This window comes from Lentibacillus halophilus, assembly GCF_039522485.1.
In the GTDB taxonomy this organism is placed as follows: Bacteria; Bacillota; Bacilli; order Bacillales; family Amphibacillaceae; genus Lentibacillus; species Lentibacillus halophilus.
In genome coordinates this window covers 88813-114270 of sequence record NZ_BAAADM010000054.1, presented here as the reverse complement: position 1 = coordinate 114270, position 25458 = coordinate 88813, and the positions used below count along the sequence as shown (strand labels likewise).

The 25458-nt window shown below is 42.5% G+C and carries 26 protein-coding genes; 6 read left to right on the top strand and 20 right to left on the bottom strand.

The genetic code is table 11. The features are described from left to right. Positions 1-72: 72 nt before the first annotated feature. The 8 genes from dnaJ to gpr all read right to left on the bottom strand — a co-directional run bounded on the left by dnaJ (position 73) and on the right by gpr (position 9735). Entirely contained in the window at positions 73-1188 is a 1116-nt protein-coding gene (dnaJ, locus tag ABDZ72_RS10265) for a molecular chaperone DnaJ (RefSeq protein ID WP_343752757.1), read from the bottom strand. 157 nt (positions 1189-1345) lie between these two features. After that, positions 1346-3196, bottom strand: coding sequence for a molecular chaperone DnaK (gene dnaK / locus ABDZ72_RS10260; protein ID WP_343752755.1), 1851 nt, complete (start codon positions 3194-3196; stop codon positions 1346-1348). Between the two features lie 34 nt (positions 3197-3230). Beyond that, positions 3231-3842 carry a nucleotide exchange factor GrpE gene (gene grpE, locus ABDZ72_RS10255; protein ID WP_343752753.1) on the bottom strand — a complete coding sequence of 204 codons (612 nt, stop codon included), beginning with the start codon at positions 3840-3842 and terminating at the stop codon, positions 3231-3233. A gap of 95 nt (positions 3843-3937) precedes the next feature. Next, the gene (hrcA, locus tag ABDZ72_RS10250; RefSeq protein ID WP_343752751.1) at positions 3938-4966 is read right to left on the bottom strand and encodes a heat-inducible transcriptional repressor HrcA; all 1029 of its coding nucleotides are present in this window, start codon (positions 4964-4966) and stop codon (positions 3938-3940) included. A 76-nt stretch (positions 4967-5042) separates the two neighbouring features. Beyond that, entirely contained in the window at positions 5043-6203 is a 1161-nt protein-coding gene (gene hemW / locus ABDZ72_RS10245) for a radical SAM family heme chaperone HemW (RefSeq protein ID WP_343752749.1), read from the bottom strand. Between the two features lie 71 nt (positions 6204-6274). Next, a complete protein-coding gene (lepA, locus tag ABDZ72_RS10240; protein ID WP_343752747.1) occupies positions 6275-8083 on the bottom strand; it encodes a translation elongation factor 4 in 1809 nt (602 codons plus the stop codon). A gap of 138 nt (positions 8084-8221) precedes the next feature. Continuing rightward, a complete protein-coding gene (locus tag ABDZ72_RS10235; RefSeq protein WP_343752745.1) occupies positions 8222-8527 on the bottom strand; it encodes a hypothetical protein in 306 nt (101 codons plus the stop codon). 107 nt (positions 8528-8634) lie between these two features. Continuing rightward, the gene (gpr, locus tag ABDZ72_RS10230; RefSeq protein ID WP_343752743.1) at positions 8635-9735 is read right to left on the bottom strand and encodes a GPR endopeptidase; all 1101 of its coding nucleotides are present in this window, start codon (positions 9733-9735) and stop codon (positions 8635-8637) included. Positions 9736-9917: 182 nt separating this feature from the next. On the opposite strand from gpr, the gene rpsT reads away from it, so the two are divergent. Next, positions 9918-10184 (top strand): 30S ribosomal protein S20, encoded by a 267-nt coding sequence (gene rpsT / locus ABDZ72_RS10225; RefSeq protein WP_343752741.1) that lies wholly within the window; start codon positions 9918-9920, stop codon positions 10182-10184. Positions 10185-10271: 87 nt separating this feature from the next. On the opposite strand, the gene holA is transcribed toward rpsT, so the two are convergent. Continuing rightward, entirely contained in the window at positions 10272-11294 is a 1023-nt protein-coding gene (holA, locus tag ABDZ72_RS10220) for a DNA polymerase III subunit delta (protein WP_343752739.1), read from the bottom strand. 344 nt (positions 11295-11638) lie between these two features. Between holA and ABDZ72_RS10215 the strand changes: the two genes are divergently transcribed. Beyond that, a complete protein-coding gene (locus tag ABDZ72_RS10215) occupies positions 11639-11773 on the top strand; it encodes a YqzM family protein (protein ID WP_343752737.1) in 135 nt (44 codons plus the stop codon). A gap of 120 nt (positions 11774-11893) precedes the next feature. Here the strand turns inward: ABDZ72_RS10215 and ABDZ72_RS10210 are convergent, their stop codons facing one another. From ABDZ72_RS10210 to ABDZ72_RS10160, 11 genes are all read right to left on the bottom strand, one after another. Then, positions 11894-14164: a DNA internalization-related competence protein ComEC/Rec2 gene (locus ABDZ72_RS10210; protein WP_343752735.1), complete on the bottom strand. Its 2271-nt coding sequence runs from the start codon at positions 14162-14164 to the stop codon at positions 11894-11896. 9 nt (positions 14165-14173) lie between these two features. Beyond that, positions 14174-14737: a ComE operon protein 2 gene (locus ABDZ72_RS10205; RefSeq protein WP_343752733.1), complete on the bottom strand. Its 564-nt coding sequence runs from the start codon at positions 14735-14737 to the stop codon at positions 14174-14176. A gap of 100 nt (positions 14738-14837) precedes the next feature. Further along, on the bottom strand, positions 14838-15431 hold the full coding sequence (locus tag ABDZ72_RS10200; protein WP_343752731.1) for a helix-hairpin-helix domain-containing protein: 594 nt from the start codon (positions 15429-15431) through the stop codon (positions 14838-14840). Positions 15432-15560: 129 nt separating this feature from the next. Then, positions 15561-16367, bottom strand: a complete 807-nt coding sequence (locus ABDZ72_RS10195; RefSeq protein WP_343752729.1) for a class I SAM-dependent DNA methyltransferase — start codon at positions 16365-16367, stop codon at positions 15561-15563. Further along, positions 16312-16683 (bottom strand): ribosome silencing factor, encoded by a 372-nt coding sequence (gene rsfS, locus ABDZ72_RS10190; protein ID WP_343752727.1) that lies wholly within the window; start codon positions 16681-16683, stop codon positions 16312-16314. The genes ABDZ72_RS10195 and rsfS overlap by 56 nt, the downstream gene beginning before the upstream one ends. Continuing rightward, positions 16680-17264, bottom strand: coding sequence for a bis(5'-nucleosyl)-tetraphosphatase (symmetrical) YqeK (yqeK, locus tag ABDZ72_RS10185; protein ID WP_343752725.1), 585 nt, complete (start codon positions 17262-17264; stop codon positions 16680-16682). The genes rsfS and yqeK overlap by 4 nt, the downstream gene beginning before the upstream one ends. Beyond that, positions 17251-17820, bottom strand: a complete 570-nt coding sequence (locus ABDZ72_RS10180; protein ID WP_343752723.1) for a nicotinate-nucleotide adenylyltransferase — start codon at positions 17818-17820, stop codon at positions 17251-17253. The genes yqeK and ABDZ72_RS10180 overlap by 14 nt, the downstream gene beginning before the upstream one ends. After that, positions 17817-18122: a ribosome assembly RNA-binding protein YhbY gene (yhbY, locus tag ABDZ72_RS10175; RefSeq protein WP_343752721.1), complete on the bottom strand. Its 306-nt coding sequence runs from the start codon at positions 18120-18122 to the stop codon at positions 17817-17819. The genes ABDZ72_RS10180 and yhbY overlap by 4 nt, the downstream gene beginning before the upstream one ends. A gap of 1 nt (position 18123) precedes the next feature. Next, a complete protein-coding gene (gene aroE / locus ABDZ72_RS10170) occupies positions 18124-18966 on the bottom strand; it encodes a shikimate dehydrogenase (RefSeq protein WP_343752719.1) in 843 nt (280 codons plus the stop codon). Between the two features lie 11 nt (positions 18967-18977). After that, entirely contained in the window at positions 18978-20078 is a 1101-nt protein-coding gene (gene yqeH / locus ABDZ72_RS10165; RefSeq protein ID WP_343752717.1) for a ribosome biogenesis GTPase YqeH, read from the bottom strand. 2 nt (positions 20079-20080) lie between these two features. Beyond that, entirely contained in the window at positions 20081-20596 is a 516-nt protein-coding gene (locus tag ABDZ72_RS10160) for a YqeG family HAD IIIA-type phosphatase (RefSeq protein WP_343752714.1), read from the bottom strand. 411 nt (positions 20597-21007) lie between these two features. Between ABDZ72_RS10160 and ABDZ72_RS10155 the strand changes: the two genes are divergently transcribed. The 4 genes from ABDZ72_RS10155 to ABDZ72_RS10140 all read left to right on the top strand — a co-directional run bounded on the left by ABDZ72_RS10155 (position 21008) and on the right by ABDZ72_RS10140 (position 25454). After that, complete coding sequence (locus ABDZ72_RS10155) at positions 21008-21148, top strand: sporulation histidine kinase inhibitor Sda (protein WP_343752712.1); 141 nt, start codon at positions 21008-21010, stop codon at positions 21146-21148. Positions 21149-21310: 162 nt separating this feature from the next. Further along, positions 21311-23647 (top strand): Na+/H+ antiporter subunit A, encoded by a 2337-nt coding sequence (locus tag ABDZ72_RS10150; protein ID WP_343752710.1) that lies wholly within the window; start codon positions 21311-21313, stop codon positions 23645-23647. Continuing rightward, the gene (locus ABDZ72_RS10145) at positions 23648-23986 is read left to right on the top strand and encodes a Na(+)/H(+) antiporter subunit C (protein WP_343752708.1); all 339 of its coding nucleotides are present in this window, start codon (positions 23648-23650) and stop codon (positions 23984-23986) included. Continuing rightward, positions 23979-25454, top strand: coding sequence for a Na+/H+ antiporter subunit D (locus ABDZ72_RS10140; RefSeq protein ID WP_343752706.1), 1476 nt, complete (start codon positions 23979-23981; stop codon positions 25452-25454). Before ABDZ72_RS10145 ends, ABDZ72_RS10140 begins: the two co-directional genes overlap by 8 nt. The last annotated feature ends 4 nt before the right edge of the window (positions 25455-25458 follow it).

The window sequence follows — 25458 nt, the reverse complement described above, 5'->3', positions numbered from 1 at the left end:
TACTATGAAAGAACTTCTGCTAAAACCCACGTTTAGTGGGCCATGCAGAAGTTACCACAGTCGTCCGTTTCGTTAGCTTTTAAAGGCGTTTTTGAAACGTTGGAACAATGACCCTTGTTCATCCGTTGATTCATTGCCTCCGATTTCATTGAATTCGCGCAGCAATTCTTTTTGTCGTTCAGTCAAATTGTTTGGAGTAATTACTTTCGTCTGCACTTGCTGGTCCCCATGTCCGTATCCGCGTACATTGGGTGCCCCTTTTCCTTTAAGTCTGAAGGTTTTTCCTGCTTGTGTTCCAGCAGGTATTGTCAGCATGACTTTACCATGAACCGTCGGCACTTCCACTTCGTCGCCAAGAGCGGCTTGAGCAAACGTTATAGGCAATTCGCAGTATATTTGATCGCCATCCCGTTCAAAGAATTCGTGCGGTCTGACTTTAATAACGACAAATAAGTCTCCAGGAGGGCCACCATTGACACCCGCTTCACCTTTTCCGGATACACGGATCTGATGACCTTCATCAATCCCTTTAGGAATAGAAATATGAATGGATTTGTTCTGTTTCACCTTACCGGCTCCACCGCATGTACGGCACTTCTCCGGAATAATTTTTCCGCTTCCATCACAATGGTGGCACACTCGCCGGTTCACAACACGTCCAAATGGCGTGTTCTGTTCCATGTTCAATTGGCCGGATCCTTTACAATAAGAACATGTTTCAGTTTTCGTTCCGGGTTTGGCACCGGACCCATGACATGTATCACATTCTTCATCAGTCGGTATATTGACATCGGTTTCTTTGCCGAAAATGGCTTCCTCAAAGTCCAATGTCATCGTATATTGTAAATCAGCACCCTGCTGCGGTGCATTCGGATCCCGTCTTCTGCCACCTCCGAAAAACATATCAAATATATCACCGAAGCCACCGAAATCACCAAAATCCTGCGCACCGCCAAACCCTTGACTTTGCGCTCCGGCATGACCAAACTGATCATATTGGGCACGTTTTTGTTCGTCGCTTAACACTTCATACGCTTCTTTGGCTTCCTTAAACTTGTCAGATGCGTTCTCTTCTTCACTGACATCGGGATGATATTTCCGTGCCAGTTTCCGGTAAGCTTTTTTTATATCATCTTTGGAAGCATCTTGATCAACACCAAGTACGTCATAATAATCGCGTTTACTCACGTTCGCATCACTCTCCCGACACTATTGCATTCATTTTATCATACCATTAGTTGTGTTCTACTAGCAACCAAGCATGATTTAGACGCTATTTTTTCAGTGAAAAAAAGTCAAAGTCAAGAGAGTCCTGACTTTGACTTTTCCTTCATGTCCTACCGGTTTATTGCTTTTTATCTTCCTTATCTTCTTCGTCATCAACTTCTTTATAATCCGCATCGACGACGTCTTCATCAGAACCTTGAGATCCGCCCTGCTGGTCTTCTGAACCCTGCTGCTCTTGCGCCATTTGCTCATACATTTTCACGGAAAGCTGCTGCACTTGTTCTTGCAGTGCATCTTTCTTCTCCCGGATCTGTTCCAAATCATCCGCATCAATGGCTTGCTGCAATGCATCTTTTGCTTCTTCAGCTTTTTGCTTTTCTTCCTCGGTGATGTTGTCACCAAGGTCATTAATAGTTTTATCCGTTGTGAAAACAAGTTGATCGGCTTCATTGCGCAAGTCAGCTTCTTCACGGCGTTTTTTGTCTTCCTCAGCGTTCTCTTCCGCTTCTTTAACCATTTGTTCCACTTCGTCCTCTGACAGGCCTGAAGAGGATTTAATCGTAATCGATTGCTCTTTGTTTGTGCCTTTATCTTTTGCGCTTACGTTGACAATACCGTTGGCGTCAATATCAAAAGTCACTTCAATTTGTGGAACTCCGCGCGGTGCCGGCGGAATATCCGTCAATTGGAAACGGCCAAGTGTTTTGTTGTCGGAAGCCATTTCACGCTCACCCTGCAGGACATGAATATCGACAGCCGTCTGATTGTCAGCCGCAGTGGAAAATACTTGCGATTCGCTTGTTGGAATGGTTGTGTTACGTTCAATCAGCTTAGTTGTGACACTGCCCATCGTTTCAATTCCCAGTGACAATGGTGTAACATCAAGCAGAACAACATCTTTTACATCGCCCTGAAGGACACCAGCCTGGATGGCTGCACCAACAGCTACCACTTCATCCGGATTAACGCCTTTTGACGGGTCTTTGCCGATATTATTCTTAATCGCATCCTGTACGGCAGGAATTCGTGTTGAACCGCCGACCAGAATAACTCTGTTAATATCCTTAGCAGCCATACCCGCATCTTGAAGGGCTTTGCGAGTTGGCCCCATCGTGCGTTCCACCAGGTCGGATGAAAGTTCCTCAAACTTGGCACGTGTGAGATTCATTTCCAAGTGCATTGGACCATTTTCCCCAGCTGTAATAAACGGCAATGAGATTTGAGTCTGGCTAACACCGGAAAGTTCTTTTTTAGCTTTCTCCGCAGCGTCTTTCAAGCGCTGTTTTGCCATTTTGTCTTGGGAAAGATCAATGCCATTTTCTTTTTTGAATTCCTTAACCATATGGTCGATGATAACTTCGTCGAAATCATCACCGCCAAGACGGTTGTCACCGGCTGTTGCGATAACTTCGAACGTACCATCGCCAATATCCAGGATGGAAACGTCAAATGTTCCCCCACCAAGGTCATAAACAAGAATGGTTTGATCCTGGTCTTCTTTATCAATGCCATAGGCCAGCGATGCTGCTGTTGGTTCATTAATGATACGTTCAACTTCCAGCCCGGCTATTTTGCCCGCGTCCTTGGTAGCTTGACGTTCCGCATCATTAAAGTAAGCAGGAACCGTAATAACAGCTTTATCCACTGTATCCTCAAGGTATTCTTCGGAATAAGATTTGATATGCTGCAGAATAATCGCTGAGATTTCTTGTGGTGTATATTCTTTCTCACCGATTGTTACTTTGTATTCCGTGCCCATGTGACGTTTGATGGACTGAATGGTATCCGGGTTCGTGATAGCCTGGCGCTTAGCTACTTCACCGACTTGACGCTCACCGTTTTTAAACGCGACCACAGATGGTGTCGTGCGGTTGCCTTCCGGTGTTGGTATAACAACCGATTCGCCACCTTCCATCACTGCTACGCAAGAGTTTGTTGTCCCTAAGTCGATTCCAATTGTTTTACCCATAATCAAATTCCTCCTTCACTGCTGATCCAATTGATTATTTATTTACTTTGACCATTGCTGGTCTAATTACGCGGTCTTTTAGATAATAGCCTTTCTGCATTTCTTCAACGACTGTTTCTGATTCCGCTTCATCATCTTCCACCTGCATCACGGCATGATGAATATTCGGATCAAACGATTTTCCAACTGTCTCCATTTCCTCCACACCATGTTTTGCCAAGGCTTCTTTCAGTTGGCGATAGACCATTGTTATCCCATCTGCAAAGCTTTTAGTCTCCTCATTAACGTCAACCTGTAAGGCACGTTCAAAGTTATCCATTACAGGTAGCAAATCTTGCACCATTTCTTCAGCTTTATATTTTTGATTCGCTTCTTTTTCTTTTTGCGTCCGTTTTTTAAAATTGTCAAATTCTGCTTGGACACGAAGCACTTGTTGGTGCATTTCCTCTTTTTCCTGCTTTTCCTTATCCAGTTGTGCCTGCAACGAAGACGAATTCTCTGCTTTTGTTTCCGTATCCCCTTCTTCAGTTTCGACCTGATCGTCGGCATCCATGACTTCTGTTATTGTTTCTTCATGAACGTCCGCATCCTTCTGCTGTTGATTTTGTTCTTCATCAACGTTATGTTCTTCTTTTTGATCTGCCACTCCTGCCACCTCCAATATCAAATTGTCACGAAAGACTATAACATGATTTCTGCAGTAAATAAATGAATATACATAAAAGCTGTGGAGTGACCCCGTCAGCTATTTTTATGCCATTTATATAACACATTCGACATCTCATTGGATAAGCCGTTTAATAAAGCAATAACTTTCCGATATTCCATCCTGGTAGGCCCGAGCAATGCAATCGTACCCATCTGTTCCTCATCCCACTCATACGTTGCTGATATCAGCGTACATTCCTTTATGGCATCCGCTTGATTTTCGTGCCCAATTCTAACATTGATGCCGCCAGCATTGTTTTTCAGCAAGTCCGCTAATCGATCTTCGTTTTCGATCATGGAGTAAAATGAGCGCACTTTTTCAATGTCATTGAATTCTGGTTGCATCAATATATTCGTTTTGCCACCAAAGTAAAGCTTAACGGGATTATCCGAAAAAAACGCCGCCTTCAAGTATTGAAACGACTTCTCAAAATCATTGACATACGATCCCATAAGATTGATAACTTCCGTGTTGAGTTTCTCATGCAAATGAATAAGCGGAACGCCATAAAGGCGATCATTCAAGATATTCACTATTTTCTCCAAATCTGAGGTGTCAATCTCCTCCGGAACCGAAAATGACCGGTGTTCAACATGACCAGTATTGGTAATTAATATGGCTACAGCGGTATATGGTGACAGTGTTACCATCTGCAGTTGTTTCAATTGCGTTTCAAACACTTCCGGACCGAGGATGATCGATGTATAGTTTGTGATCTCGGATAGTATCTCCGCAGAGTGTTGAACAATTTGTTCAAATTCGAATAAACCTTCCTGCATCACGTTTTCAACAATTTTAATGTTGTTCATTGTTTCTTTGAGTGACACCAGATGATCGACGTAATAGCGATAACCTTTCTCAGATGGGATGCGGCCGGATGATGAATGGGTTTTTTCAAGAAACCCCATGTCTTCCAAATCGGCCATATCATTGCGCACAGTGGCTGGACTGTACCTAATGGTTTCTTTTTTTGCAATGGAACGTGACCCAACCGGTTGCGCCGTTTCGATGAAATCATCAATAATCACTTGCAGAATCAATAATTGTCTTTCCGTTAACATGATGACCACCTCTGTTAGCACTCTTAGCTAATGAGTGCTAATGCTATTGTTAAATTATCAGATTGGTGATTTATTGTCAACGCACAAGATTCAAGTCATGCTCTTCCAATAAGAATTGTGCAAAAACCTCGTTTCCAAACAACATACCTTCATCAGTCAGACGGAGCTGTTTTCCACTATCCTCAATCCATCCCTTTTGCGTAAGTGCGTTAATGACATCCCCATACAAATCGTCATAAGGGAATCCATATTTTGCCTTAAACTGCTCTTTATTAATTCCTTCCATCTTTCTAAGTCCCAAAAACATTTCTTCTTCGATCATTTCACGCTTACTAATTTCTTCTGTATGCAAAACCGGTTTGCCAGTTTCCTTTGCCTGTTGCACATATTGTGGAAGAGGTCGGATATTTCCCATGCGAACCCCGGACAAATATCCATGAGCGCCAGCTCCAAAACCATAATAATGCTGATTATTCCAGTACGTGAGGTTGTGTCTGCTTTCGAAACCGTGTTTGGCAAAATTGCTTATTTCATAGTGATTCAAACCATTTTTTCGCATAGTATCCTTTAACAGCTCATACATGGATACCTCCTCTTCTTCAGGAGGTCTATGTAATGTGCCTTTCTTATACCGCTGATAAAAAATGGTTTTAGGTTCAATCTGCAGTGCGTAGGCTGAGTAATGCGGAAGATCAAAAGCAACAGCCTCATTAAGTGTTTGGCGGAAATGGTCCAACGTTTGGTTCGGCAAGGCATAAATGAGATCGAGACTGATATTATAAAAATGATTTTTTTTCAGCAATTCAACGGTATGATAAACATCTTTCACTTCATGGATCCTACCCAACTGTTCGAGCATCGCATTATCAAATACCTGCACACCAAGCGAGACTCGATTCACGCCATAACTGTTTAACAACTTTGCTTTTTCTCCGTCAAAGTCACCAGGATTCGCCTCTATGGAAAATTCCACAGTCCCAGCAATATCAAATTTTGTATCAATTAGCTGCATTAGGGATTTCAGCTGTTGAAATGTTAAAGCCGTTGGTGTTCCACCACCAATAAAAATCGTTTCCACGCTGTTCTTTTCACCATCTATAGCAGTATTCACCTCATGTTTCAAGGCTTCTATATATTCATCTGCAGACTGCTCATCATAAAAAAACTTGGTAAAATCACAATAATGACAAATCTGCTGACAGAACGGAATGTGGATATAAACGGATTGTGCTTTCATTATGTTCGCTCCTATACGAAGAAAAGGGATAACTTAAGCGTCTGGCAAATGTTTCCCATTTCAACAATTAATTAATCATCATCCATCTCAAGTATGGCCATAAACGCTTCTTGCGGTACTTCCACAGACCCGACCATTTTCATTCGTTTTTTACCTTCTTTTTGCTTTTCCAGTAATTTACGTTTTCGTGAAATATCGCCACCGTAACACTTGGAAAGCACGTTCTTTTTCATGGCTTTAATTGTTGATCTGGCAATAACTTTATTTCCAATCGCCGCTTGAACTGGAACCTCAAATTGCTGTCTCGGTATCAGATCTTTCAATTTGTCGACTATATGCTTCCCCCGTTCATAAGCAAAATCACGGTGAACAATAAATGACAGAGCATCAATCGTTTCCCCATTCAGTAATATATCCATCTTGACAAGATTGGATGAACGATACCCGGAGATATCATAATCAAATGAGGCGTACCCCTTTGTCCGAGATTTTAACTGATTAAAAAAGTCAAATACTATTTCCGAAAGCGGAATATAATACGTAATATTCACCCGGACTTCATCAAGATACTCCATAGTGATAAATTCGCCACGTTTTTTCTGGGCAATTTCCATAACTGATCCGACATAGTCATTCGGTACCATTATAGTCGCTTTTACAAAAGGCTCACGAACGTCCTTAATGAGCTGCGCATCCGGCATAGCCGATGGATTCTCAACTTCAATCGTTTCATCATCCGTTTTTTCCACTTCATAAATGACAGATGGCGCTGTCGTTATCAGACTGATATTAAACTCCCGCTCTAATCGTTCCTGAATGATTTCCATGTGCAGTAATCCCAGAAAACCGCAACGAAATCCGAATCCAAGGGCTTGCGAGCTCTCCGCTTCATACTGAAGAGACGAATCGTTCAGCTCAAGCCGTTCCAACGCCTCGCGCAAATCATTATATTGACCGGAATTAACCGGAAATAGTCCGCAGAACACCATCGGATTCAATTGTTTATAACCCGGAAGCGGATTTTCAGCAGGGTTTTTAGCATGGGTTATCGTATCACCAACACGGGTATCGCCGACGTTTTTTATGGATGCCGTCAAATAACCAACATCCCCAACAGTCAATTCGTCTCGTTTTTCCGGATTTGGAGCAAATACACCAATTTCATTAATTTCAAATTCCTTTCCATTCGCCATCAATCTGATTTTGTCACCAAGTTTGACGGAGCCTTCGCGAACACAAATATACGCAATAGCACCACGATACGGGTCATACAGCGAATCGAATATAAGCGCTTGAAGTGGGTTTTCGGAACTGCCGGCCGGAGAAGGGATATCCGATACTATCCGCTCAAGCGTCTCATCAACGCCGATGTCATCTTTTGCCGACGCCAGAATCACATCATCCCTATCAATACCAATCACATCTTCTAATTCCCGAGCCACTCGATCGGTATCAGCATTAGGCAAATCTATTTTATTAATAACCGGTATGAGCTCCAAATCATTATCCAGAGCTAAATAAACATTGGCCAGTGTCTGCGCTTCAATTCCTTGCGCAGCATCCACAATGAGAATAGCACCTTCGCAGGCTGCAAGGCTTCTCGAAACTTCATATGTAAAATCGACGTGACCAGGTGTGTCAATCAAGTGAAACAAATAATCGTCATTGTGTTTATCCGTATAGCTCAACCGTACCGCATTAAGCTTGATTGTAATGCCACGTTCACGTTCCAGTTCCATCCCATCCAGAAATTGTTCTTTCATTTCACGTTGCGACAACGCTTGTGTCTTCTCCAAAATGCGATCGGCAAGTGTGGATTTACCGTGATCTATATGCGCTATAATGGAGAAATTACGTACGTTTGCTTGGTTCCTTATCATAAAAGATGTCCACTCCTGACATGCCTACCGATATTCAACCAGTAAAAGGCCAATTTTCAACATTTGTCACCAGTGTGGATTATAGCAATTGAACAGCAAACATTTCAAGTAAGAACGTGCTGATCATGACTAGCGACATCAGAAAAAAACGTTTGCCAACTGGTATGCTATACGGACGATCCCTTCATAAACCCCGGTTACACAAGCTTCCAGAAAAGAAGCTGCTTTTTGAATAAAATGATCCGACGCATCCGGTTTTATGGCTTCATGATGTGTCTTATCCTTATGTTTATCCGTAGTTATTTCGATGGTTTCTTTCGTTGCAGTCCCTTCAACAGTACCGTCTTCACCCGTGTCTGCATCATGACTGCCACGATCCATTCCTGCGATCAGACCGGTTAAAAAAAACAAAATTAGCAGTAAAAGAACAATAAGGGAACGCATCGTTTTCCCTCCTCCTCTATATGTGCTTTCTGTTTAATCTATGAATGGAAGCGGTAAAATAGAACCATCCATGATTCTACAGGCGCCGTAATAGAGAAGAAATAGTATTACCGTGTATAAGAAGCAGCATTGTCCACTGTCACCCGTTCATGCAGCGCAGCATTCAAACCGGTTGAGATCAGAAAAGCCATATCATTCATTAATCCATCCACCTCTTTTGGCGTGACCATCAGATTGTGTCCAAGCGGTGTAAGAACCTCTTTAATCAATGACTTTTTCTCCTCCTCGGACAGGCCTCCAACCATTCCGAAAAAGGTTTTGCGCTGCTCGTCATTCGGCAAATCCTCATCTTTTAATTCTTTGCTGCCGAACGATAATCCAGCTGGCGTCAGCGATTTGGAAGGGCTATCTTTTTCACGCCACTCTTTTCCCAAGTGTTTCAGCATAAAATCAATCGTATCGCTTGTGATAGTAACCGCGTCAACGACCGTGGGACAACCGATAGCCAGAACCGGCACCCCAAGTGTTTCCTTACTTAACTCTTTCCGTTTATTACCGACACCTGAACCGGGATGAATGCCAGCATCCGACATTTGAATGGTTTCATTGACCCGTTCAACGGACCGCGATGCAAGTGCATCAATGGCAATGACAAAATCAGGATTGAATTTTTCAGTGATACCAAAAATAATGTTGCTCGTTTCTATACCAGTCACTCCCATAACGCCCGGTGTAACAGCAGCAACCGAACGATACCCCTCGGAAACAGATTCATGTTCCAGTGCAAATAAATGGCTGGTCACAAGTGTTTTTTCAATAGCCATAGGACCAAGTGCATCGGGGGTTACATTCCAATTTCCAAGACCCACGATCAAGCCGGTGCCACTCGGTGAAATTCCATTTTTTTGCATAAGTACCTTCAATTCCTTGCTAAAAACCTTCGCCGCCTCTTTTTGACTGACTGTATCCTGATTTTTGACACCATCGGCATAGATCGTGATATACGACCCTTGTTTTTTGCCGATCTGTTTTTCACCCTTTCCATCAATATCCACATACGTTATGGCAATATCTCCTTCTTGTTTTTCTTGAACAGTCACACCCTCTATATCGTTTTTTGTCTTGTTTTCATTCTTTTCCACAACCATATCCTTTGCTTCGACAGCAAGATCAGTCCGTACATGATAGCGCTGGTCCTCGTCGTTCATTCTGATCCTCCTTATTGATCAATGCATTTATTCTCTAGACTGTACGTTTTCATCCCGAATCATACAGAATGCGGGCCCAGTTGTTGAAAAGGAGATGAACGTTTGGTAAAATGAAGTTTGCTGAACTACATCAGGCAACTTACCAATAATCTATAGCATTGATGACAACGGAGGTGAAACACATGCCAAATATTAAATCAGCAAAAAAACGTGTGGGCGTAAACCAAAAGAAACGCGCTGAAAATATAGACTTCAAAACCGAAATGCGCACACATATTAAGCGTTTAGAAAAAATGATCGCAGCCAATGACGCTGAGGAAGCAAAGGCGGCTTTGCCAGTTACATTCAAAAAGATCGACAAAGCTGTTCAAAAAGGCGGCGTCCACAAGAACAATGGCAACCGGGAAAAATCCCGTCTGGCTGAAGAAGTCAATAATTTGAGCGCTTAAATAAGCCATTCCTATAATAAAAACGATCCTTGTGCAAGGATCGTTTTTTAATGGCTCATATGTAACCAACAGTGAGAAAATGATACGTTATTGAACGAGATGATACAGTAATAATTCGAAAGCGAGCTCTTTCTCCATGCTCCCGTCTTTCATGGCATGATCGGTTTCCGCCAGCTTATCCATTATATCCTGTAAACGGGTGGCAGTGAATTTCTTTTCCCGCTGCAAGGCCATTTTGATGACATAGGGATGTGTTCCTAGCTGTTTTTGCATCTGTGATTGACTGTACCCTTTCCTGTTCAACAATTTCACACGAAGAATGGCACGGAATTGGAATGCAAGAAGAGCTACCAGACCTACTGGTTCTTCGTTTATTTTTTCCAAATCTTTATAGATCAAAATGGCCCGGTGCAAGTCCCGGTCAATAACGGCATCAACGAGACGTAACGAGGTGCTGTTTCCCGTATAAGCAACGAGCTTTTCCGCTATTTCCCTGGTGACTGTACCATTTTCACCAACATACAGTTTGAGTTTGTACAATTCATTGCGCAGCAAATGCAAATCAGCCGTCAATTCTGATTCGAGTAATTCATAGACATCATCTTGTATGGACAGCCCCATACTGCTGGCGAAATTCGAAATCCAGCTGCGCAAATCATATTCTTTGATGGGATTGCATTCGGCAGTAGTACCATTTTGTTTCAAAAGCTTGGCCACTTTTTTTCGTTCATCGATTTTTTCATATGGTGCAGTAAATATGATGATGGAATAATCAACAGGCTCTTGAAGATACCAGGTAAGCCTATCAAGGTCATGTTCAAATGGTAATTTATCCGGTTTTGTTTTTAAAAAACTTGGGTTAGTAGCGATAATTAATTTCATTCCACCGAACAATGGATACGTTTCTGCGTCTGCGATTACGTCCTGCACGGGCGTTTCTTCCAGATCATAAATAGTAAAGTGTTCATCCGAATTGGCATCATTGGATAGCACGGCCGTTTTAATCGCTGTTGTTATTTTTTGTATGAAATACGATTCGGTACCATATAATAAATACACCGATTCCAATTGTTTTTTCTTTACTTGCTGCAAAACATCCATATATGTCATACTTTTCACCCCGTATGGTATATGGTAAAATGGATTCATCTAAGTCGCAAGCATTTTTATATGGACATATCCTGCCATAAAAAGGACATGGCAGGATCATTTTCAATACAGGCAAAGGGGGACATAAGCCCTTCATCCCCCCCTTGAATCTATATAAACGTTTAGCGTTCAGCCCTAGGAACTGAATACTAAACGGGATTTGTACTTTTAGGTTGACCGTTTTTACTAAAAATATGGTTGTTAAGTCTTTCTAATGAAGCCATTTATTTTTGTGACATTATTGATTACAAGTGGATTTTTTTATGTATTTAATTTAAACTGTTAACTGTATAGGAGGGATGGATATGAACGAATTTGAGCAGGACGTGCAATCAAAAAATAATGATGTCGTTGATTCCATTAAAGGGTTTGGATTTTCATTTATTTTCTTTGTACTGATTTTTGCTATCGGTGTTATATTCAATGTTTTAGGGTCATGATTGGCCATTGGTACCATCTCCGGAATGCGACACGACACACATGATCACCCTAGGTTGACTGTATTATCCGATGAAAAGAGACTGCTGCCGGCAGTCTTTTTTTCATCAGCCACTTATAGCCTATGGCAAAAACGTGGAAAATGTTCCTTCCTTCCCCCTGAAGTGATACTGTATCGCTCCGTCTTCATCCGTTCTGAGCTTTTGTACGTTTTCCTTCTTCAATAAACGAATGACGTCAGCATCCGGATGACCGTACATATTATTTTCGCCCACGGATAGAAGCCCGTAAGCGGGTTGAATTTCTTTGAGAAAAGCTGAATCTGTCGATGTTCCGCTTCCGTGATGAGCCACCTTCAAAACGTCAGACTGTAAACCTGGATAGTCACGGATGATGCCACTTTCCGTTTCTGTTCCTATATCCCCCGTAAAAAGCCATGTCTTTCCACCCAATTCCGAATATAGAACAAGCGAATTTTCATTAGGAGATCCATTGTCCTCATCCGGCGACAAAACTTTAAACTCATGACCACTAATGGTCAAAACGTCCCCGGATTCAACTCGGACGATGTCTGTCTCAGTACCTCTTACCGTTTCATGCACCGAATCGTCCAGCGAATCATAATGGCTAGTAATAATGTATTGGACTGGGAAGTCAGCAGTTATATACGGCAAACTTCCTACATGATCCATATCCCCATGCGAAACAAAAATTGCATCCAATTTACCAATGCCTTGTGACAGCAAATAGGGCTTAATCCTTTGTTTGTAAACATTTTCAGAGGGCTCTCCTGTATCATAATCGGTTGTTGCTCCAGCATCGATAAGAACAACACTTTTCCGATAAGGGAGCTCAACAACGATGGCATCCCCTTGACCAATATCAAGCATGGTCACCTTCCCATCAGGGGATACATATGGTTTACTGACAATGATGATGAGCAGAAGTGTCAAGCTGCATCCCCACGCAAACGCTGCTTTGTGACGGGCCGCTTCTGCTTTCATCATAAACGAGACGAAAATAATGTAGTATAACACGGTACCTGCGAGCGGAATCGACCCAATAATCAGAGGTTTATACGCCACCTGGTCAACCAACTGCATAAACAGAAGGAACCAATCATGAATCTGAACGAATAGACCATCCAATAACGGAAGAAGGAATCCTGCAACGGGAGCAAGCAACAAAACAGCAAACATTAACGGGATAACAAACAGGGTAAAATAAGGAACGATAACCGTATTCACTAGAATGGATAAAGGTTGGAAGGTGAAGAAATACGCTGCTTGAAGTGGAAGAATCATCATTTGTGAAATAAAGCTTATTTTAAGAATAGAGAAAAAGGAATTCGTCGTCGCAGCTATCCAATCCTTTGATAAAAGCAGTCCAAACGTAACGCAGAATGATAATTGAAAACCTATTTGGTACACGATGTATTTATCAAGGCAAATGAGCGCAATAAAAACAATACTCAGCACATCCAATGTACTGCTTCGCCAATGAAGCTTGCGCGCCAGTATGAATAAAAGCACCATCGTACTGGCACGCCAGACGGATGGTTCACCGCCAGCGAGAAATGCGTAAATCGGCAAAAACATCATGACCGTCCATTGTGCTTTTTCCTTTGTCATACCTGCATAGGTCACCAGCAAAAGATAAAGAAAACCGACAATCAGTCCAACATGCAAACCGGAAATAGCTAAGAGATGAGTTAAGTTCCAGCGCTGGAAACGTTCTTTTGTTTCATCGCTGATTCCACTGTCATCACCCAACACAAGAGCATTGAGCCATATGGCTGTCTTCGGACTTACCTTTTGATGGATATATTCCGTTAAGTCGGACCGCAGCTGGTAAATAGGCTCTATGATCGACCCTCCACTGCATGTAACAGCATCCGGTGAATCAAGCATCACCTGATAATATACTCCTTGGGAAGCTAAGTAATTACGATAATCGAACTGTCCGGGATTCCTGCCTGTTTCGGGAAGCTCCGGTGTACCTTCAATGGTGCATGAAGCTCCGAATTTCACAGATTCATCCACAAGCTCATCACCGAAATAAGTAATTAAAAAATCCTTTCCAGTGCCATTATCAGTCAAAGTAAAGTCAACCGTCGTCTCTGTTTTATTCACTGGACTTGTTATCTGTCCTGTAATAGGCTGCTGTTGGCTGTACGGTAGGTCCGGTGGCGGGTCATTAAGATCAGGAAGATAGAAAAAGGCGAGCAGGGAGGCGGCCAGAGAAATAATAAGGAGCCATTTCCCCAGCTTTTTGCGGGCATAGAGCCAGATGATCCAAAGGGTGAATATCCCAATAATCCATACATGTTGGAATAAAATAGACAATAAACTGCTGATTATGCCCAATGCGGGAATATACCAATAACCTCGCATAAGGGGCACCTATAATCGGAAAAGAGCGTCAGCCTCGGCTTTCAAGGTCTGCAAATTTTCCTGATCATCTGTCTGCCTCTCCAATTCCTTTAAGAGCTTCTGTATATAGGTTTCTTTCTCTCGATAATTTTCATCGATTGACAACTCTGTCAACGCCACTTTTTTTGTATGTATGCCAGCATCATCGAACAATTCAAGCGCATATGGGTGATTTTTATAATCGTTGGCATAGTAAACGGCCTTGATACCACTTTGAATAATTTGTTTGCAACACTGAAGACACGGAAAATGAGTCACATATATCTCTGCACCGTCCGTCGGTACTCCAAATTTGGCACATTGCAACAGGGCATTTGCCTCGGCATGAACGGTCCGGACACAATGACCATCAATAATATAACACCCTTCATCAATACAATGGACACCACCGGAGACACTGCCATTATATCCTCCGGCAATGATTCGTTTATCCCTGACAATGGTAGCGCCGACCATCAGCCTGGTACAGGTACTGCGCATAGCCAACAAGTGGCTTTGTGCCATGAAATATTGATCCCATGAAATTCGTTTCATATTGTTTACCACCTTTTCACTATATCGTCAGTTTACAACTGCTTTTTTCCATTCGTCAATAACGCTCGTTGCAGGTAAAACAGCAGTTGCAAACGGTTGACTAAGGAACTTGAATATCATCTTTTAATGCTTCCAACGTTTTTTCACCAATGCCTGATACGTCTAGGAGATCATCAGCTTTTTTAAATAATCCATTGTCGTCACGATACTGAATGATAGCCTGTGCTTTTGAGGGGCCGATTCCATTTAACGTTTCCATAGTTGCTTGGTCTGCATTATTGATGCGAACTTTATCAGAGGCGGATTCAGGGGACGATGGGGATACTTGATTGTTGTTTGCCTTACTTGAAACCATAATAACCATCTCGTCCTGGACTTTTTGGGCAAGATTGACAGTGGTCCGGTCAGCTTGTTTGGTGAAACCGCCGGCCATTTGAATCACATCATGAACACGGGAATCCGGCTTAACGTCGTAAACACCGGGATCAACGACTTCACCCTTTATGTCCACGATGATCGCAGTAGGTTGATCATCTTTTTTACCGTCCACAGTCATATCCGTGTCGTTTTCAGTAGCATCCGTATGCTTTTCCACATCTACGTCGCCGGTCTTATCCATGTTCCAGAATAAAAAGACGGCAACAGCCAACACAAGAATGATGGGAAATAGATATTTTTTTAGCGGATGGAACAAGAGGCATCACGTCCTTTGAAGAGTTTGAGGATAGTCAAAAAAGAGGTATACTCATCCTATTCGACATCACCCGCCAAAATCCTTTTTTATTTTGATTTTTTGTGAACGTTTTAAAACGACCGGACGTTGTTAATCATCCGGCCGTTTCGCAGCAGTGATAAATAGTCTCTCGGATTCCGCGTCAATGGCATTATTTTCTTCTAAAAAATCGCTGGATACATGACGTATTGTAAAACCCGCTTCATCCAACAATTGCCTGTAAAAATGAATGGAATATGTTCGTTGATGATGGTATTCATCAAATCGAATGTAATGGCCGCTGCTATGGTCCCAGGCAAAAAAAGTTACGTCATGATGCATTTCGCCTTCCCTTTCACCAGGTGTACAAAACCATATATACGCGACGTCATCATCAACATCCGCAAACGTTTGGTTCTTGTAATAATTATGTACGTGTTGAAGCGAATGGACATCAAAAATGAATAACCCCCCTGTGCGCAGTAAACCGGCCACACGTTGAAAGACGGTACGAAGCTCTTCTTCATCGGTTATGTAATTTAAGACGTCGCAATAACTGACGGCCGCATCATATAGGGGGAATCCTTCCAGCATTCGTAAATCCTGCTGAATAAACTGTATTGGCACCCGCTCGCTGTCCGCGCGCTGTTTGGCTACCGTAAGCATATCACTGGAATAATCCACACCTGTCATATGATAACCCGATTCGGCTAGACGAGTCGTAATCTGCCCGGTCCCGCATCCTAAGTCAATAATCGAAGAAACCGATGTTTTCGTCTGTTCGATCATGGCTTCAGTGAATGATTTCCATTGATCGTATGGGGCTTCCGTCATTAAAAGATCATAATAATACGCCATCTGCTCATAGGTCATAGCTATCGCCTGCATTGTTGACGGAAAGCTCAATCCGTTCCGCATCCCCCCATAATCGTTCCAAATTATAATGCAACCGATCATCTTTATGGAAAATGTGACAAACGACATCGTCCAGATCGACTAGAATCCAGCGTCCCTGTTCAAACCCTTCCATTCGTTTCAATGGCAAATCCATGTCGTCTCTTACATCCTTAATCGATCTGGCAATGGCCTGAACCTGTCGCTCGTTATTGCCATGACAGATGAGAAAATAATCAGCTACGAGGGAAACATCGCGCATATCCAACGCTGTTATATTCTTTGCTTGTTTATCATCGCACGTTTGTGCCAATTGGTGAATAACTTCTTTACTGTTCATGAAATGTCGCTACCTCCAGCATTTAGACGTTTTGTTAAATCATTGTATGCATAGAATGTATCGGGATAAACGGTATTATGTTTACCAACCAAAAATTGAATGGTATTTCTGAGTGCCATCCAGGCTGCTCGGTATAAGTTTGTCTGCGCCGTTTCCCTTACATCATCAACCCCTGGAAAAGACCGCCCTGGTTCAATGTAGTCAGCCACAAACAGAATGGTCTCCATCTGACTCATGTCGGCTCTTCCAGTTGTATGATAATATATGGCATTTCGTATATCCTTATCGGTTATACCATGTCGCTGTTCGACTAAAACCGATGCTGCCGGTCCATGCCATAATTCATGATGATAGTCCAACAAATCATTGGCTGGATCATTTTCTTTAATGAGCTGTTTCATATCCTCAAGTGGAAAATATTTGGCGTAATCATGCAGAATGGCTGCCAATTCTATCTTTTCCGAATCCTCATCGTATTTCTCCGCCAATTGTACAGCCGTGTCAGTCACGCGCAATGTATGTTCCAAGCGTTCCTGTTTAAGGTGAGGTCTTACAATATCAATGGCTTCATCTTTCTTCATATAAATGGTTCTCCTTTATATAGTTCTTTACACCTTCCGGAACCAAATATCGGATGGATTGCCCGCGGCCAATACGCATTTTTATATCCGTTGACGAAATATTGATCAACGGCGTGTCCACCTCCGTCACCGTATAAGTGCTTTTTATATTAAATCCGTTTCGTTTCACGCCTACAAATTGTACCATTTCCATCAGCTTGTCAATATGTTTCCAATTCGGCAAATATTCCACCATATCGGCTCCGATAACAAAATAAAAACAAACATTAGGATGTTTTTCCATCAGCAATATAATTGTATCATATGTGAATGATTTGCCTGTACGGTCCATTTCAACGGTACTTATGTGAAAATAACCATTGCCAGCAATGGCTCGTCTGACCATCTCTGCACGATCCGGGGCTTTAGCAGCCGCACGCTGTTTATGAGGAGGCTGCTGTGACGGCATAAACCATACCTCGTCAAGCCCCAACGTTTCCCGAACTTCCTGAGCGACGATCAAATGGCCAATGTGCGGGGGATCGAATGTACCGCCCAATAGTCCAACATACTTCATGGCTGGCTCCTTGATGGCAGATGAATGTGCTTGTTGTCCTGTGACTCCTTGTAAAGGATAATATTATGTCCAATAATCTGGACAATGTCACTTCCGGTACCATTGGAAAGTTTGTGGGCAACAGTATGCTTATCCTCCATACAATTCTGCAGAAGACCCACCTTTAAAAGTTCCCGTTTTTCAAGAGCTTCGCTAATTTGAGTTGTCATATGATCATTCACACCTGATTTGCCCACTTGAAAAATAGGCTTTTCGTGGTGTGCCAAGGAACGCAAGTATCGTCTTTGTTTTCCGGTCAGCATATTATCTTCCTTCCAATTTCTCTTTTAATTGATTTTCCATATCATCGATCGGAACATTTTCCGAGGTCCATAATTGAAATGCGTATTGCGCTTGATATAAAAGCATCGTGTGCCCTTGTTGAATCGATGCCCCCTTTTCCTGTGCTTCCTGCAGAAATCGGGTAGTGATCGGCTGATAAATAATGTCACTGACAATGCTGTCTGCGCGCAAACGCTCCAGTGACATAATCTGATCGTGCGTATTTGGCTTCATACCAACAGCGGTTGTTTGAATAATCAGGTCATAATCAGCAACGTTTTCCTCGGCTTTTGTCAAATCCAAGACGGTTGTACGAACACTGTCAGGGCCTGATGCAGCAATTGCCTCCGCACTGGACCGCGTCCGGTTGGCTATGTCTATATGAGCAAATCCCTCATCAGCCAACGCTTGATATATGCCACGTGCAGCACCGCCTGCTCCAATAATTAATATGCTGTCCACGGTGTGTTTGGAAACAGTTGGATACGTTTCTGTCAGTCCAAATACATAACCCGCTCCATCCGTGTTGTATCCTATCCATCTGCCGCCACGTTTGACAACCGTGTTGACCGCACCTGTCATTTCCGCCTTTCGGTCCAATTCATCAAGATAGGGAATAATCTGCTGCTTAAACGGAACCGTTACGTTAAACCCGTTCAGTTCTCTCGTTTTCAACGTCTTTATTTCTTCTTCAAATGAATCAGGATTAATTTCAAACAACGAATAAGTTCCGCTTGTCCCTGCTTTTTCAAGAAATTGGTTATGAATCCAGGGTGAGAGGGAATGTTGAACAGGATAACCGATGAGACCGAGTTGTAATTGCATTTAGCAACCTCCTACGTAAATGATTTTCTTACGGACACCCGCACGCCTTCCGGGCTGTGTGCAGATACCATCACATTGTCTCCTGGCACTGTAATCCATCCGAGCCCGGGAAATACAATATCATTCTTTTCATTATCCAGGCGGAATGATTGTTCATGCATATCCGGAAGAGAAGCCAGTGTCTCATGGTCAGGTGGCGATAGAAGCTCCCCAAGGTGCTTTTGATAAATATCATCCGCCTTTTGCAGTTTTGTTCGATGGATGGCCAGTTCATTGGAGAAATAACAAACAAATGACTGGCGTTCGCCCTGAAGAAAATCAAGCCGTGCCAATCCCCCAATGAAAAGAGTTTGTTGGCTGTTTAACTGATAAACTCTGGGTTTGACTTCTTTTTTTGGTGTGATCACTTTTAGATCATTGCCGGAAACATAATGAGCCATTTGTTCTTTATTGACAACACCCGGTGTATCGATAAACGATGACGTCTCATCAAGCGGAATTTCAATAAAACCCAGTGTTGTTCCAGGAAAATAAGACGTTGTAATCGCATTATCTGTACCGGTTGTTTTCTCAATCAGTTTATTAATAAACGTCGATTTTCCCACATTCGTCGTTCCTACAATGTATACATCTTTCCGGTTGCGGCGATTCTCAATAGCCTCTGTTAAATCAGCCAGACCATGCCCTTTGACAGATGAGATTAAAAAAACATCTTTAACCGGTACACCCGCTTTTTTGGCTTCTGACCTCAGCCATTGGGTTAATTTTCGACGATTGGTCGATTTCGGGAGTAAATCCATTTTATTCCCCGCCAATATAATCGGCTTGTCACCAATCATCTGTGGCAAATTCTTTATAATTGTCCCTTGCACGTCAAAAATATCGATCAAATGAACGACAAGTCCTTCCTGTTTCTTCATTTCATGGATCATTCCCAAAAAATCATCGTCAGACAGGGACACATTCTGTATATCATTATAATGCTTCAGCCGAAAACAACGCTGGCATAAAACCGTATCCCTTTCGAGTGCACTTTCCGGTGTGTAGCCGTCCTGATCCGGGTCGGTTGTCTGAATCGAAACGCCACAGCCCTGACAAGTCTTTTTTTCCATAGTTACTCCTCCCAGGTTATTTTACCCTTCCTGCGCATATAACTTAAAATTTTACGCTCAATTTTCCGGTTAAACCGGGTAACCTTCCCATCCGTCTGTACAATAGGTGTTACAAGGATGGTATAAAATCCGGCAAGGTTACCGCCGAGAATATCCGTTAGAATCTGATCTCCAATAACGACAACCGCGTCTTTCGATAATTCCATTTCTTGGGTTGTACGTTTGTATGCGTGGCTGAGCGGCTTTCTTGCACTGAATACAAATGGTGTTCCAAGCGGTTCAGAAAATATCTTCACCCGTTCCATTTTATTATTAGATATAATTGTCACCTTTATATTATGGTCATCCATCCGTCTGAACCATTCTGTTATTTCCGGTGTTGCATCTTTAACGTCCCATGCGACAAGCGTATTGTCCAAATCCGTAATAATCCCTTTAATTCCGTTTTTTTGCAGTTCAGCCGGATGAATATCAAAAATACTGTTGACGTGCTGATTCGGCAATAGTAATTTAAACAACCCATTCACACCTCTTATGGATTCTATTTCAAATGGTATGTTTCCTTTTTGAAAAACGTTCATTCTTCATTTAATTGTAATAAAACATACAACATTTGCCTATTATAACGTATATTAATGGTACCTTTCCATATAGAGAACTCTTTTTTATCCTTCAATTTTTATACCAAGTAGCTCCTATGCTTAAAAACGTTCGACAATTTCGCGCATGTTTCGCGTTGTGGATAGTTGCATACACATTATCCACATTGATATATCAACATTTTTCGCCCACCTCTCATGTTTGTTCACAAGTTATCTACATCCATATGTGGATAACAGAATGCTTGTTCTGTTTATTATTTCGTGATAAATTGTTAACTATCATCACGACTTACAGCAACCGTTCAACTCATTAGGAGGGGTCTGTTCATGGAATACTTGTCAGATGAACTGCTTTTGGAAGCCTATTACAAAGCGAACGAATTAAACTTAAGCCCCGACTTTATATACCTTATTGAGAGAGAAATCAGCAGAAGGAATTTGACGCATAAAATGAAATTGTACAACTGACCAACATCGACGCCAATTCCCTTGTCATCAAATCGACAGGAGTTTTTTGTTTTCTCCATGACAGGAGTATGATAAGCTGACCATGATGCTGACAAAAACACTGGCTTAAACTACATATACAATAGACAAACTGCCTTTATTCTTGAGGAGGATTTTTACCGAATGCTATACGTCGTACTTATACCACTTTTATTAGCCTGTCTTATACCTTTCATCAGCAAAATGAAACATAACATACATACAGGTATTCCCGTACTCCTTATCCCATCAGCTATCTTTATTTACTTTATCCGCTTTGTTGGTACAAATTTTGAGCCTATGCGACAATCGTACAACTGGATACCGTCTCTCGGCATCAATTTTGACTTTTACCTTGATGGTTTGAGTCTTTTATTTGCACTGCTTATCAGCGGAATCGGCGCCCTAGTGGTTTTATATTCCATTTACTATCTGGATAGTCAGGAGCGGCTCGGTCATTTTTATGTTTATTTGTTGATGTTTATGTCAGCAATGCTTGGAATCGTGTTATCCGATAATATCTTTGTGCTGTACACGTTTTGGGAATTGACATCCATTTCATCATTTCTACTGATCGGTTATTGGCATTTTAACGAAAAATCTAGATACGGTGCGTTGAAATCCCTACTTATAACAGTTTTGGGCGGACTAAGCATGTTTGGCGGATTTATTCTGCTCTCGGTCATGACAGGAACATCGAGTATTCAAATCATGATTCAAAATGCAGAAGTTATTATGAACAGTCCTTACATGCCGCTTGCCCTAGGCTTTATATTGCTGGGCGCATTTACCAAATCAGCTCAATTCCCGTTTCATATTTGGCTCCCAGACGCGATGGAAGCACCGACGCCTGTAAGCGCCTACCTGCATTCGGCCACCATGGTGAAGGCGGGACTTTTTTTGGTGGCGCGGTTTTCACCCATTTTTGCCGGTTTCGAATGGTTTTTTATTATCGTCAGTATCGCAGGGATTGTCACATTATGTTGGGGGTCATACATGGCCGTCCATCAGACAGACTTGAAAGCTATTTTGGCCTTTTCAACCATCAGCCAACTGGGTATGATCATGGCTATGCTCGGCTTCGGTACAAAGTTGGCCATTTTTGCTGCTGTGTTTCATATCCTCTGCCATGCCACGTTTAAGGGCAGTCTGTTTATGGTGGCAGGTATAGTCGATCATGAAGCAGGAACACGTGATATACGCAATCTTGGCGGACTTATGACGCTTATGCCAATGTCCGCGGCACTAGCCCTTTTTGGAACGTTTTCCATGGCAGGTATTCCTCTGCCATTTCTTAACGGTTTTTACAGTAAAGAACTGTTTTTCAAATCTACACTGAAACTTCCAGAAGGGACGCATGTTATAACGACCTTTCTTGTGGAAGTTATTCCGTATCTGGCCGTGTTTGGCAGTATCTTTACGTTTGTCTATTCGCTCTATTTTCTGTTTGGCACGTTTGGGGGCCAAAAGCAGCTGGACAAACTGCCTAAACGTCCGCATGAGGCCCCTGTCGGAATGCTGATAGCACCCCTTGTTCTGGTACTGGGCGTTATTATCATTGGGCTGTTTCCCAACGCATTCAATGGAGCATTTATTGCCCATGCAGCAGAATCCGTCGCCGGAACGGAGGTTATCAAAGAAATCACCTTTTGGCATGGCTTTGGTTCCACTGCCTTTCAAATGTCGCTTGTGGTTGTGGCCGCTGGTATTCTTCTCGTTTCAACCAGACGGAAGTGGAGCATGATTTATAGTTTTGTTCCCGGCCGGGCAAGTGCCAACCATATTTACGACGCTGCCATCGCCCAATTGGACAACGGATCGCGACATATTAATACGTTTATTATGACAGGGTCACTGCGTCGTTATATGGCTATTATTCTGGGCACTGTATTTTTAATCACGTTTGGGTTCATGCTGGCAACAGGTGGATTCACCATCGATTTCAGCAACCTCGCCGATGTCACCATCACTGAAATAGCTGTCGTTCTTGTCATTATTGCTGCTGCCGTTGGAACCATTTTTACAAAACATAACCTAGGGGCTATATTGGTTGCCGGTGTTGTCGGGTATGGAGTTTCCCTCTTATTTGTTATCTACCGGGCACCTGATTTGGCGTTGACTCAGCTTGTGGTTGAGACCATTTCCGTAGCACTTTTTTTATTGTGCTTTTATCATTTGCCGAAACTGCGTAACGAAAAGCCACAGGTGCGTACACGATGGATCAACGGCACTGTGTCCATCGGTTTCGGTGCTCTGATGACACTGATCGGCATCTCCGCCCACAGCAGCGACTGGTTCAGTTCTATTTCCGATTACTTTTTGGAAACATCACACTCTCTCGGTGGCGGCGATAATGTTGTCAACGTTATTCTTGTGGATATGCGTGGCCTTGACACCCTATTTGAAATAACGGTTCTCGGTATTGCAGCACTTGCCATCTACAGCCTCATCAAACTGAAAAACAATAGGGGGGCAAAATAAATGGAGTTTATCATATCCATTTTGGCTGGTGTTTTATTTAGCACAGCCATTTATAATTTGTTACAAAAACAGCTGTTGCGGGTCATCATTGGAACGGTCCTGCTGAGTCATGGTGCCCACTTATTCATCCTGACCATGGGAAAATTAAAACGGGGAGCGCCACCAATATTAACAGAAGAAGGCGGCCCCTATACCGATCCGTTGCCACAGGCGCTCATACTGACATCAATTGTGATCAGTTTTGGGATTACCAGCCTGCTCCTCGTGCTTGCATACCGGACAGCAAACGAAAACGATACAGATAATATGGAACAATTAAGGGGTAACGAAAATGAATAATCTTGTTGTTTTGCCTATCATTACACCACTGATTGCGGGCATTATCCTGGCGTTTTTTCCAAAGAAATTGCAATGGGTCCGTCCGCTGTCCAAGCTTTTTATCCTTTTCAATTTAATCTTAGCCGGTGCCTTAGTATGGGTTGTCTTCACCAATGGTACCACTATTTTGGAAACCGGAGACTGGAAGGCGCCATACGGCATTGTTCTGGTTGCCGATAAACTGGCTGCACTTCTTGTTTTTACAACAAATATTGTTGCAGCAGCCTGTTCGTTCTACGCCCCCCACTCATTAACAGATAGAAAAGAAACGTACTATTTTTATTCGTTCTTTTTCTTTTTAATATCCGGTGTTTCCGGCGCCTTTCTGACCGGCGATTTATTCAACATGTTTGTTTTCTATGAAGTGTTGTTAATGGCGTCTTATGCCCTGATCGTTCTTGGCGGGGATAAGGTACAGTTGCGCGAATCCATTAAATATGTATTCATTAACCTATTTTCGTCTATGCTGTTTGTAACAGCGGTCGCCTTCGTTTACGGCACCGTCGGCACTGTTAATATGGCTCAGATTGCCCAGCGTGTACATGAGGTCGATCAACAGGGGATTCTGACAACCATTGGCATCCTCATGTTTTTTGTCTTTGCCGTCAAGGCTGCGCTATTTCCTTTGTATTATTGGATGCCCAACTCTTATGCCGTACCCAATCCGGTTATTTCAGCATTATTTGGAGCCCTGTTAACCAAGGTGGGCATCTATTCCATCATCCGTGTATTTTCTTTAATTTTCGTACATAACGTTGAACTGACACATGACATGTTTATCTGGATCGCAGGACTCTCCATGATTTTCGGTATTATTGGTGCTTTGTCGACAAATAATATTAAATTAATTATTGCTTACAATATTATTCCTGCTATCGGCTTCATTTTAATGGGGATTGGTGTTTTTAATCAATTTGCGCTAAGTGGGTCCATCTACTATTTGATTCATGACATGTTTATAAAATCCAGTTTATTCTTGCTTGCGGGAACGGTCGTTTATGCCGCCGGCACGTCCGATTTGCGAAAGGTTAGTGGGCTGATTCATTATTATCCGGTTCTCGGCTGGCTGTTATTCCTATCAGGGTTTATCCTTGCGGGTATCCCGCCATTCAGTGGATTTATTGGTAAACTACTGTTGCTAAAAGGTGCTTTGGCAAGTAGAGAAATAGCCATTGTTATTATTGGACTGCTTGCGAGTCTTTTAATTCTTTATTCCATTATGAAGATTTTCATCAACAGCTTTTGGGGCGAAAAAGACGAATCCATTCAACCGATTTCGTTAAAGGGGCGGATAGCTCCTATTGTTATTCTCTTGGCGCTGTCCGTCTTCCTCGGAATAGGCGCGGAGTTTATCTACCCATTTATTGAATCCGTATCCGCTGATTTGCTTCAGCCGGAAATCTATATCGATGCTATCTTGAAGGAGTAATATA

Bases quoted from the DNA above. Each gene is read 5' to 3' on its own strand.
- gpr (WP_343752743.1), bottom strand. From the start codon at position 9,735: ATGAACGACGAGGACCAGCGCTATCATGTACGGACTGATCTTGCTGTC.
- yhbY (WP_343752721.1), bottom strand. From the start codon at position 18,122: ATGCTGACCGGAAAACAAAGACGATACTTGCGTTCCTTGGCACACCAC.
- ABDZ72_RS10235 (WP_343752745.1), bottom strand. From the start codon at position 8,527: ATGCGTTCCCTTATTGTTCTTTTACTGCTAATTTTGTTTTTTTTAACC.
- ABDZ72_RS10145 (WP_343752708.1), top strand. From the start codon at position 23,648: ATGGAGTTTATCATATCCATTTTGGCTGGTGTTTTATTTAGCACAGCC.
- yqeH (WP_343752717.1), bottom strand. From the start codon at position 20,078: ATGGAAAAAAAGACTTGTCAGGGCTGTGGCGTTTCGATTCAGACAACC.
- ABDZ72_RS10215 (WP_343752737.1), top strand. From the start codon at position 11,639: ATGAACGAATTTGAGCAGGACGTGCAATCAAAAAATAATGATGTCGTT.
- ABDZ72_RS10180 (WP_343752723.1), bottom strand. From the start codon at position 17,820: ATGAAGTATGTTGGACTATTGGGCGGTACATTCGATCCCCCGCACATT.
- ABDZ72_RS10210 (WP_343752735.1), bottom strand. From the start codon at position 14,164: ATGCGAGGTTATTGGTATATTCCCGCATTGGGCATAATCAGCAGTTTA.
- rsfS (WP_343752727.1), bottom strand. From the start codon at position 16,683: ATGAACAGTAAAGAAGTTATTCACCAATTGGCACAAACGTGCGATGAT.
- rpsT (WP_343752741.1), top strand. From the start codon at position 9,918: ATGCCAAATATTAAATCAGCAAAAAAACGTGTGGGCGTAAACCAAAAG.
- ABDZ72_RS10155 (WP_343752712.1), top strand. From the start codon at position 21,008: ATGGAATACTTGTCAGATGAACTGCTTTTGGAAGCCTATTACAAAGCG.
- aroE (WP_343752719.1), bottom strand. From the start codon at position 18,966: ATGCAATTACAACTCGGTCTCATCGGTTATCCTGTTCAACATTCCCTC.
- yqeK (WP_343752725.1), bottom strand. From the start codon at position 17,264: ATGAAGAAAGATGAAGCCATTGATATTGTAAGACCTCACCTTAAACAG.
- hemW (WP_343752749.1), bottom strand. From the start codon at position 6,203: ATGAAAGCACAATCCGTTTATATCCACATTCCGTTCTGTCAGCAGATT.
- lepA (WP_343752747.1), bottom strand. From the start codon at position 8,083: ATGATAAGGAACCAAGCAAACGTACGTAATTTCTCCATTATAGCGCAT.
- holA (WP_343752739.1), bottom strand. From the start codon at position 11,294: ATGACATATATGGATGTTTTGCAGCAAGTAAAGAAAAAACAATTGGAA.
- ABDZ72_RS10150 (WP_343752710.1), top strand. From the start codon at position 21,311: ATGCTATACGTCGTACTTATACCACTTTTATTAGCCTGTCTTATACCT.
- dnaK (WP_343752755.1), bottom strand. From the start codon at position 3,196: ATGGGTAAAACAATTGGAATCGACTTAGGGACAACAAACTCTTGCGTA.
- ABDZ72_RS10205 (WP_343752733.1), bottom strand. From the start codon at position 14,737: ATGAAACGAATTTCATGGGATCAATATTTCATGGCACAAAGCCACTTG.
- hrcA (WP_343752751.1), bottom strand. From the start codon at position 4,966: ATGTTAACGGAAAGACAATTATTGATTCTGCAAGTGATTATTGATGAT.
- ABDZ72_RS10140 (WP_343752706.1), top strand. From the start codon at position 23,979: ATGAATAATCTTGTTGTTTTGCCTATCATTACACCACTGATTGCGGGC.
- ABDZ72_RS10195 (WP_343752729.1), bottom strand. From the start codon at position 16,367: ATGCGGAACGGATTGAGCTTTCCGTCAACAATGCAGGCGATAGCTATG.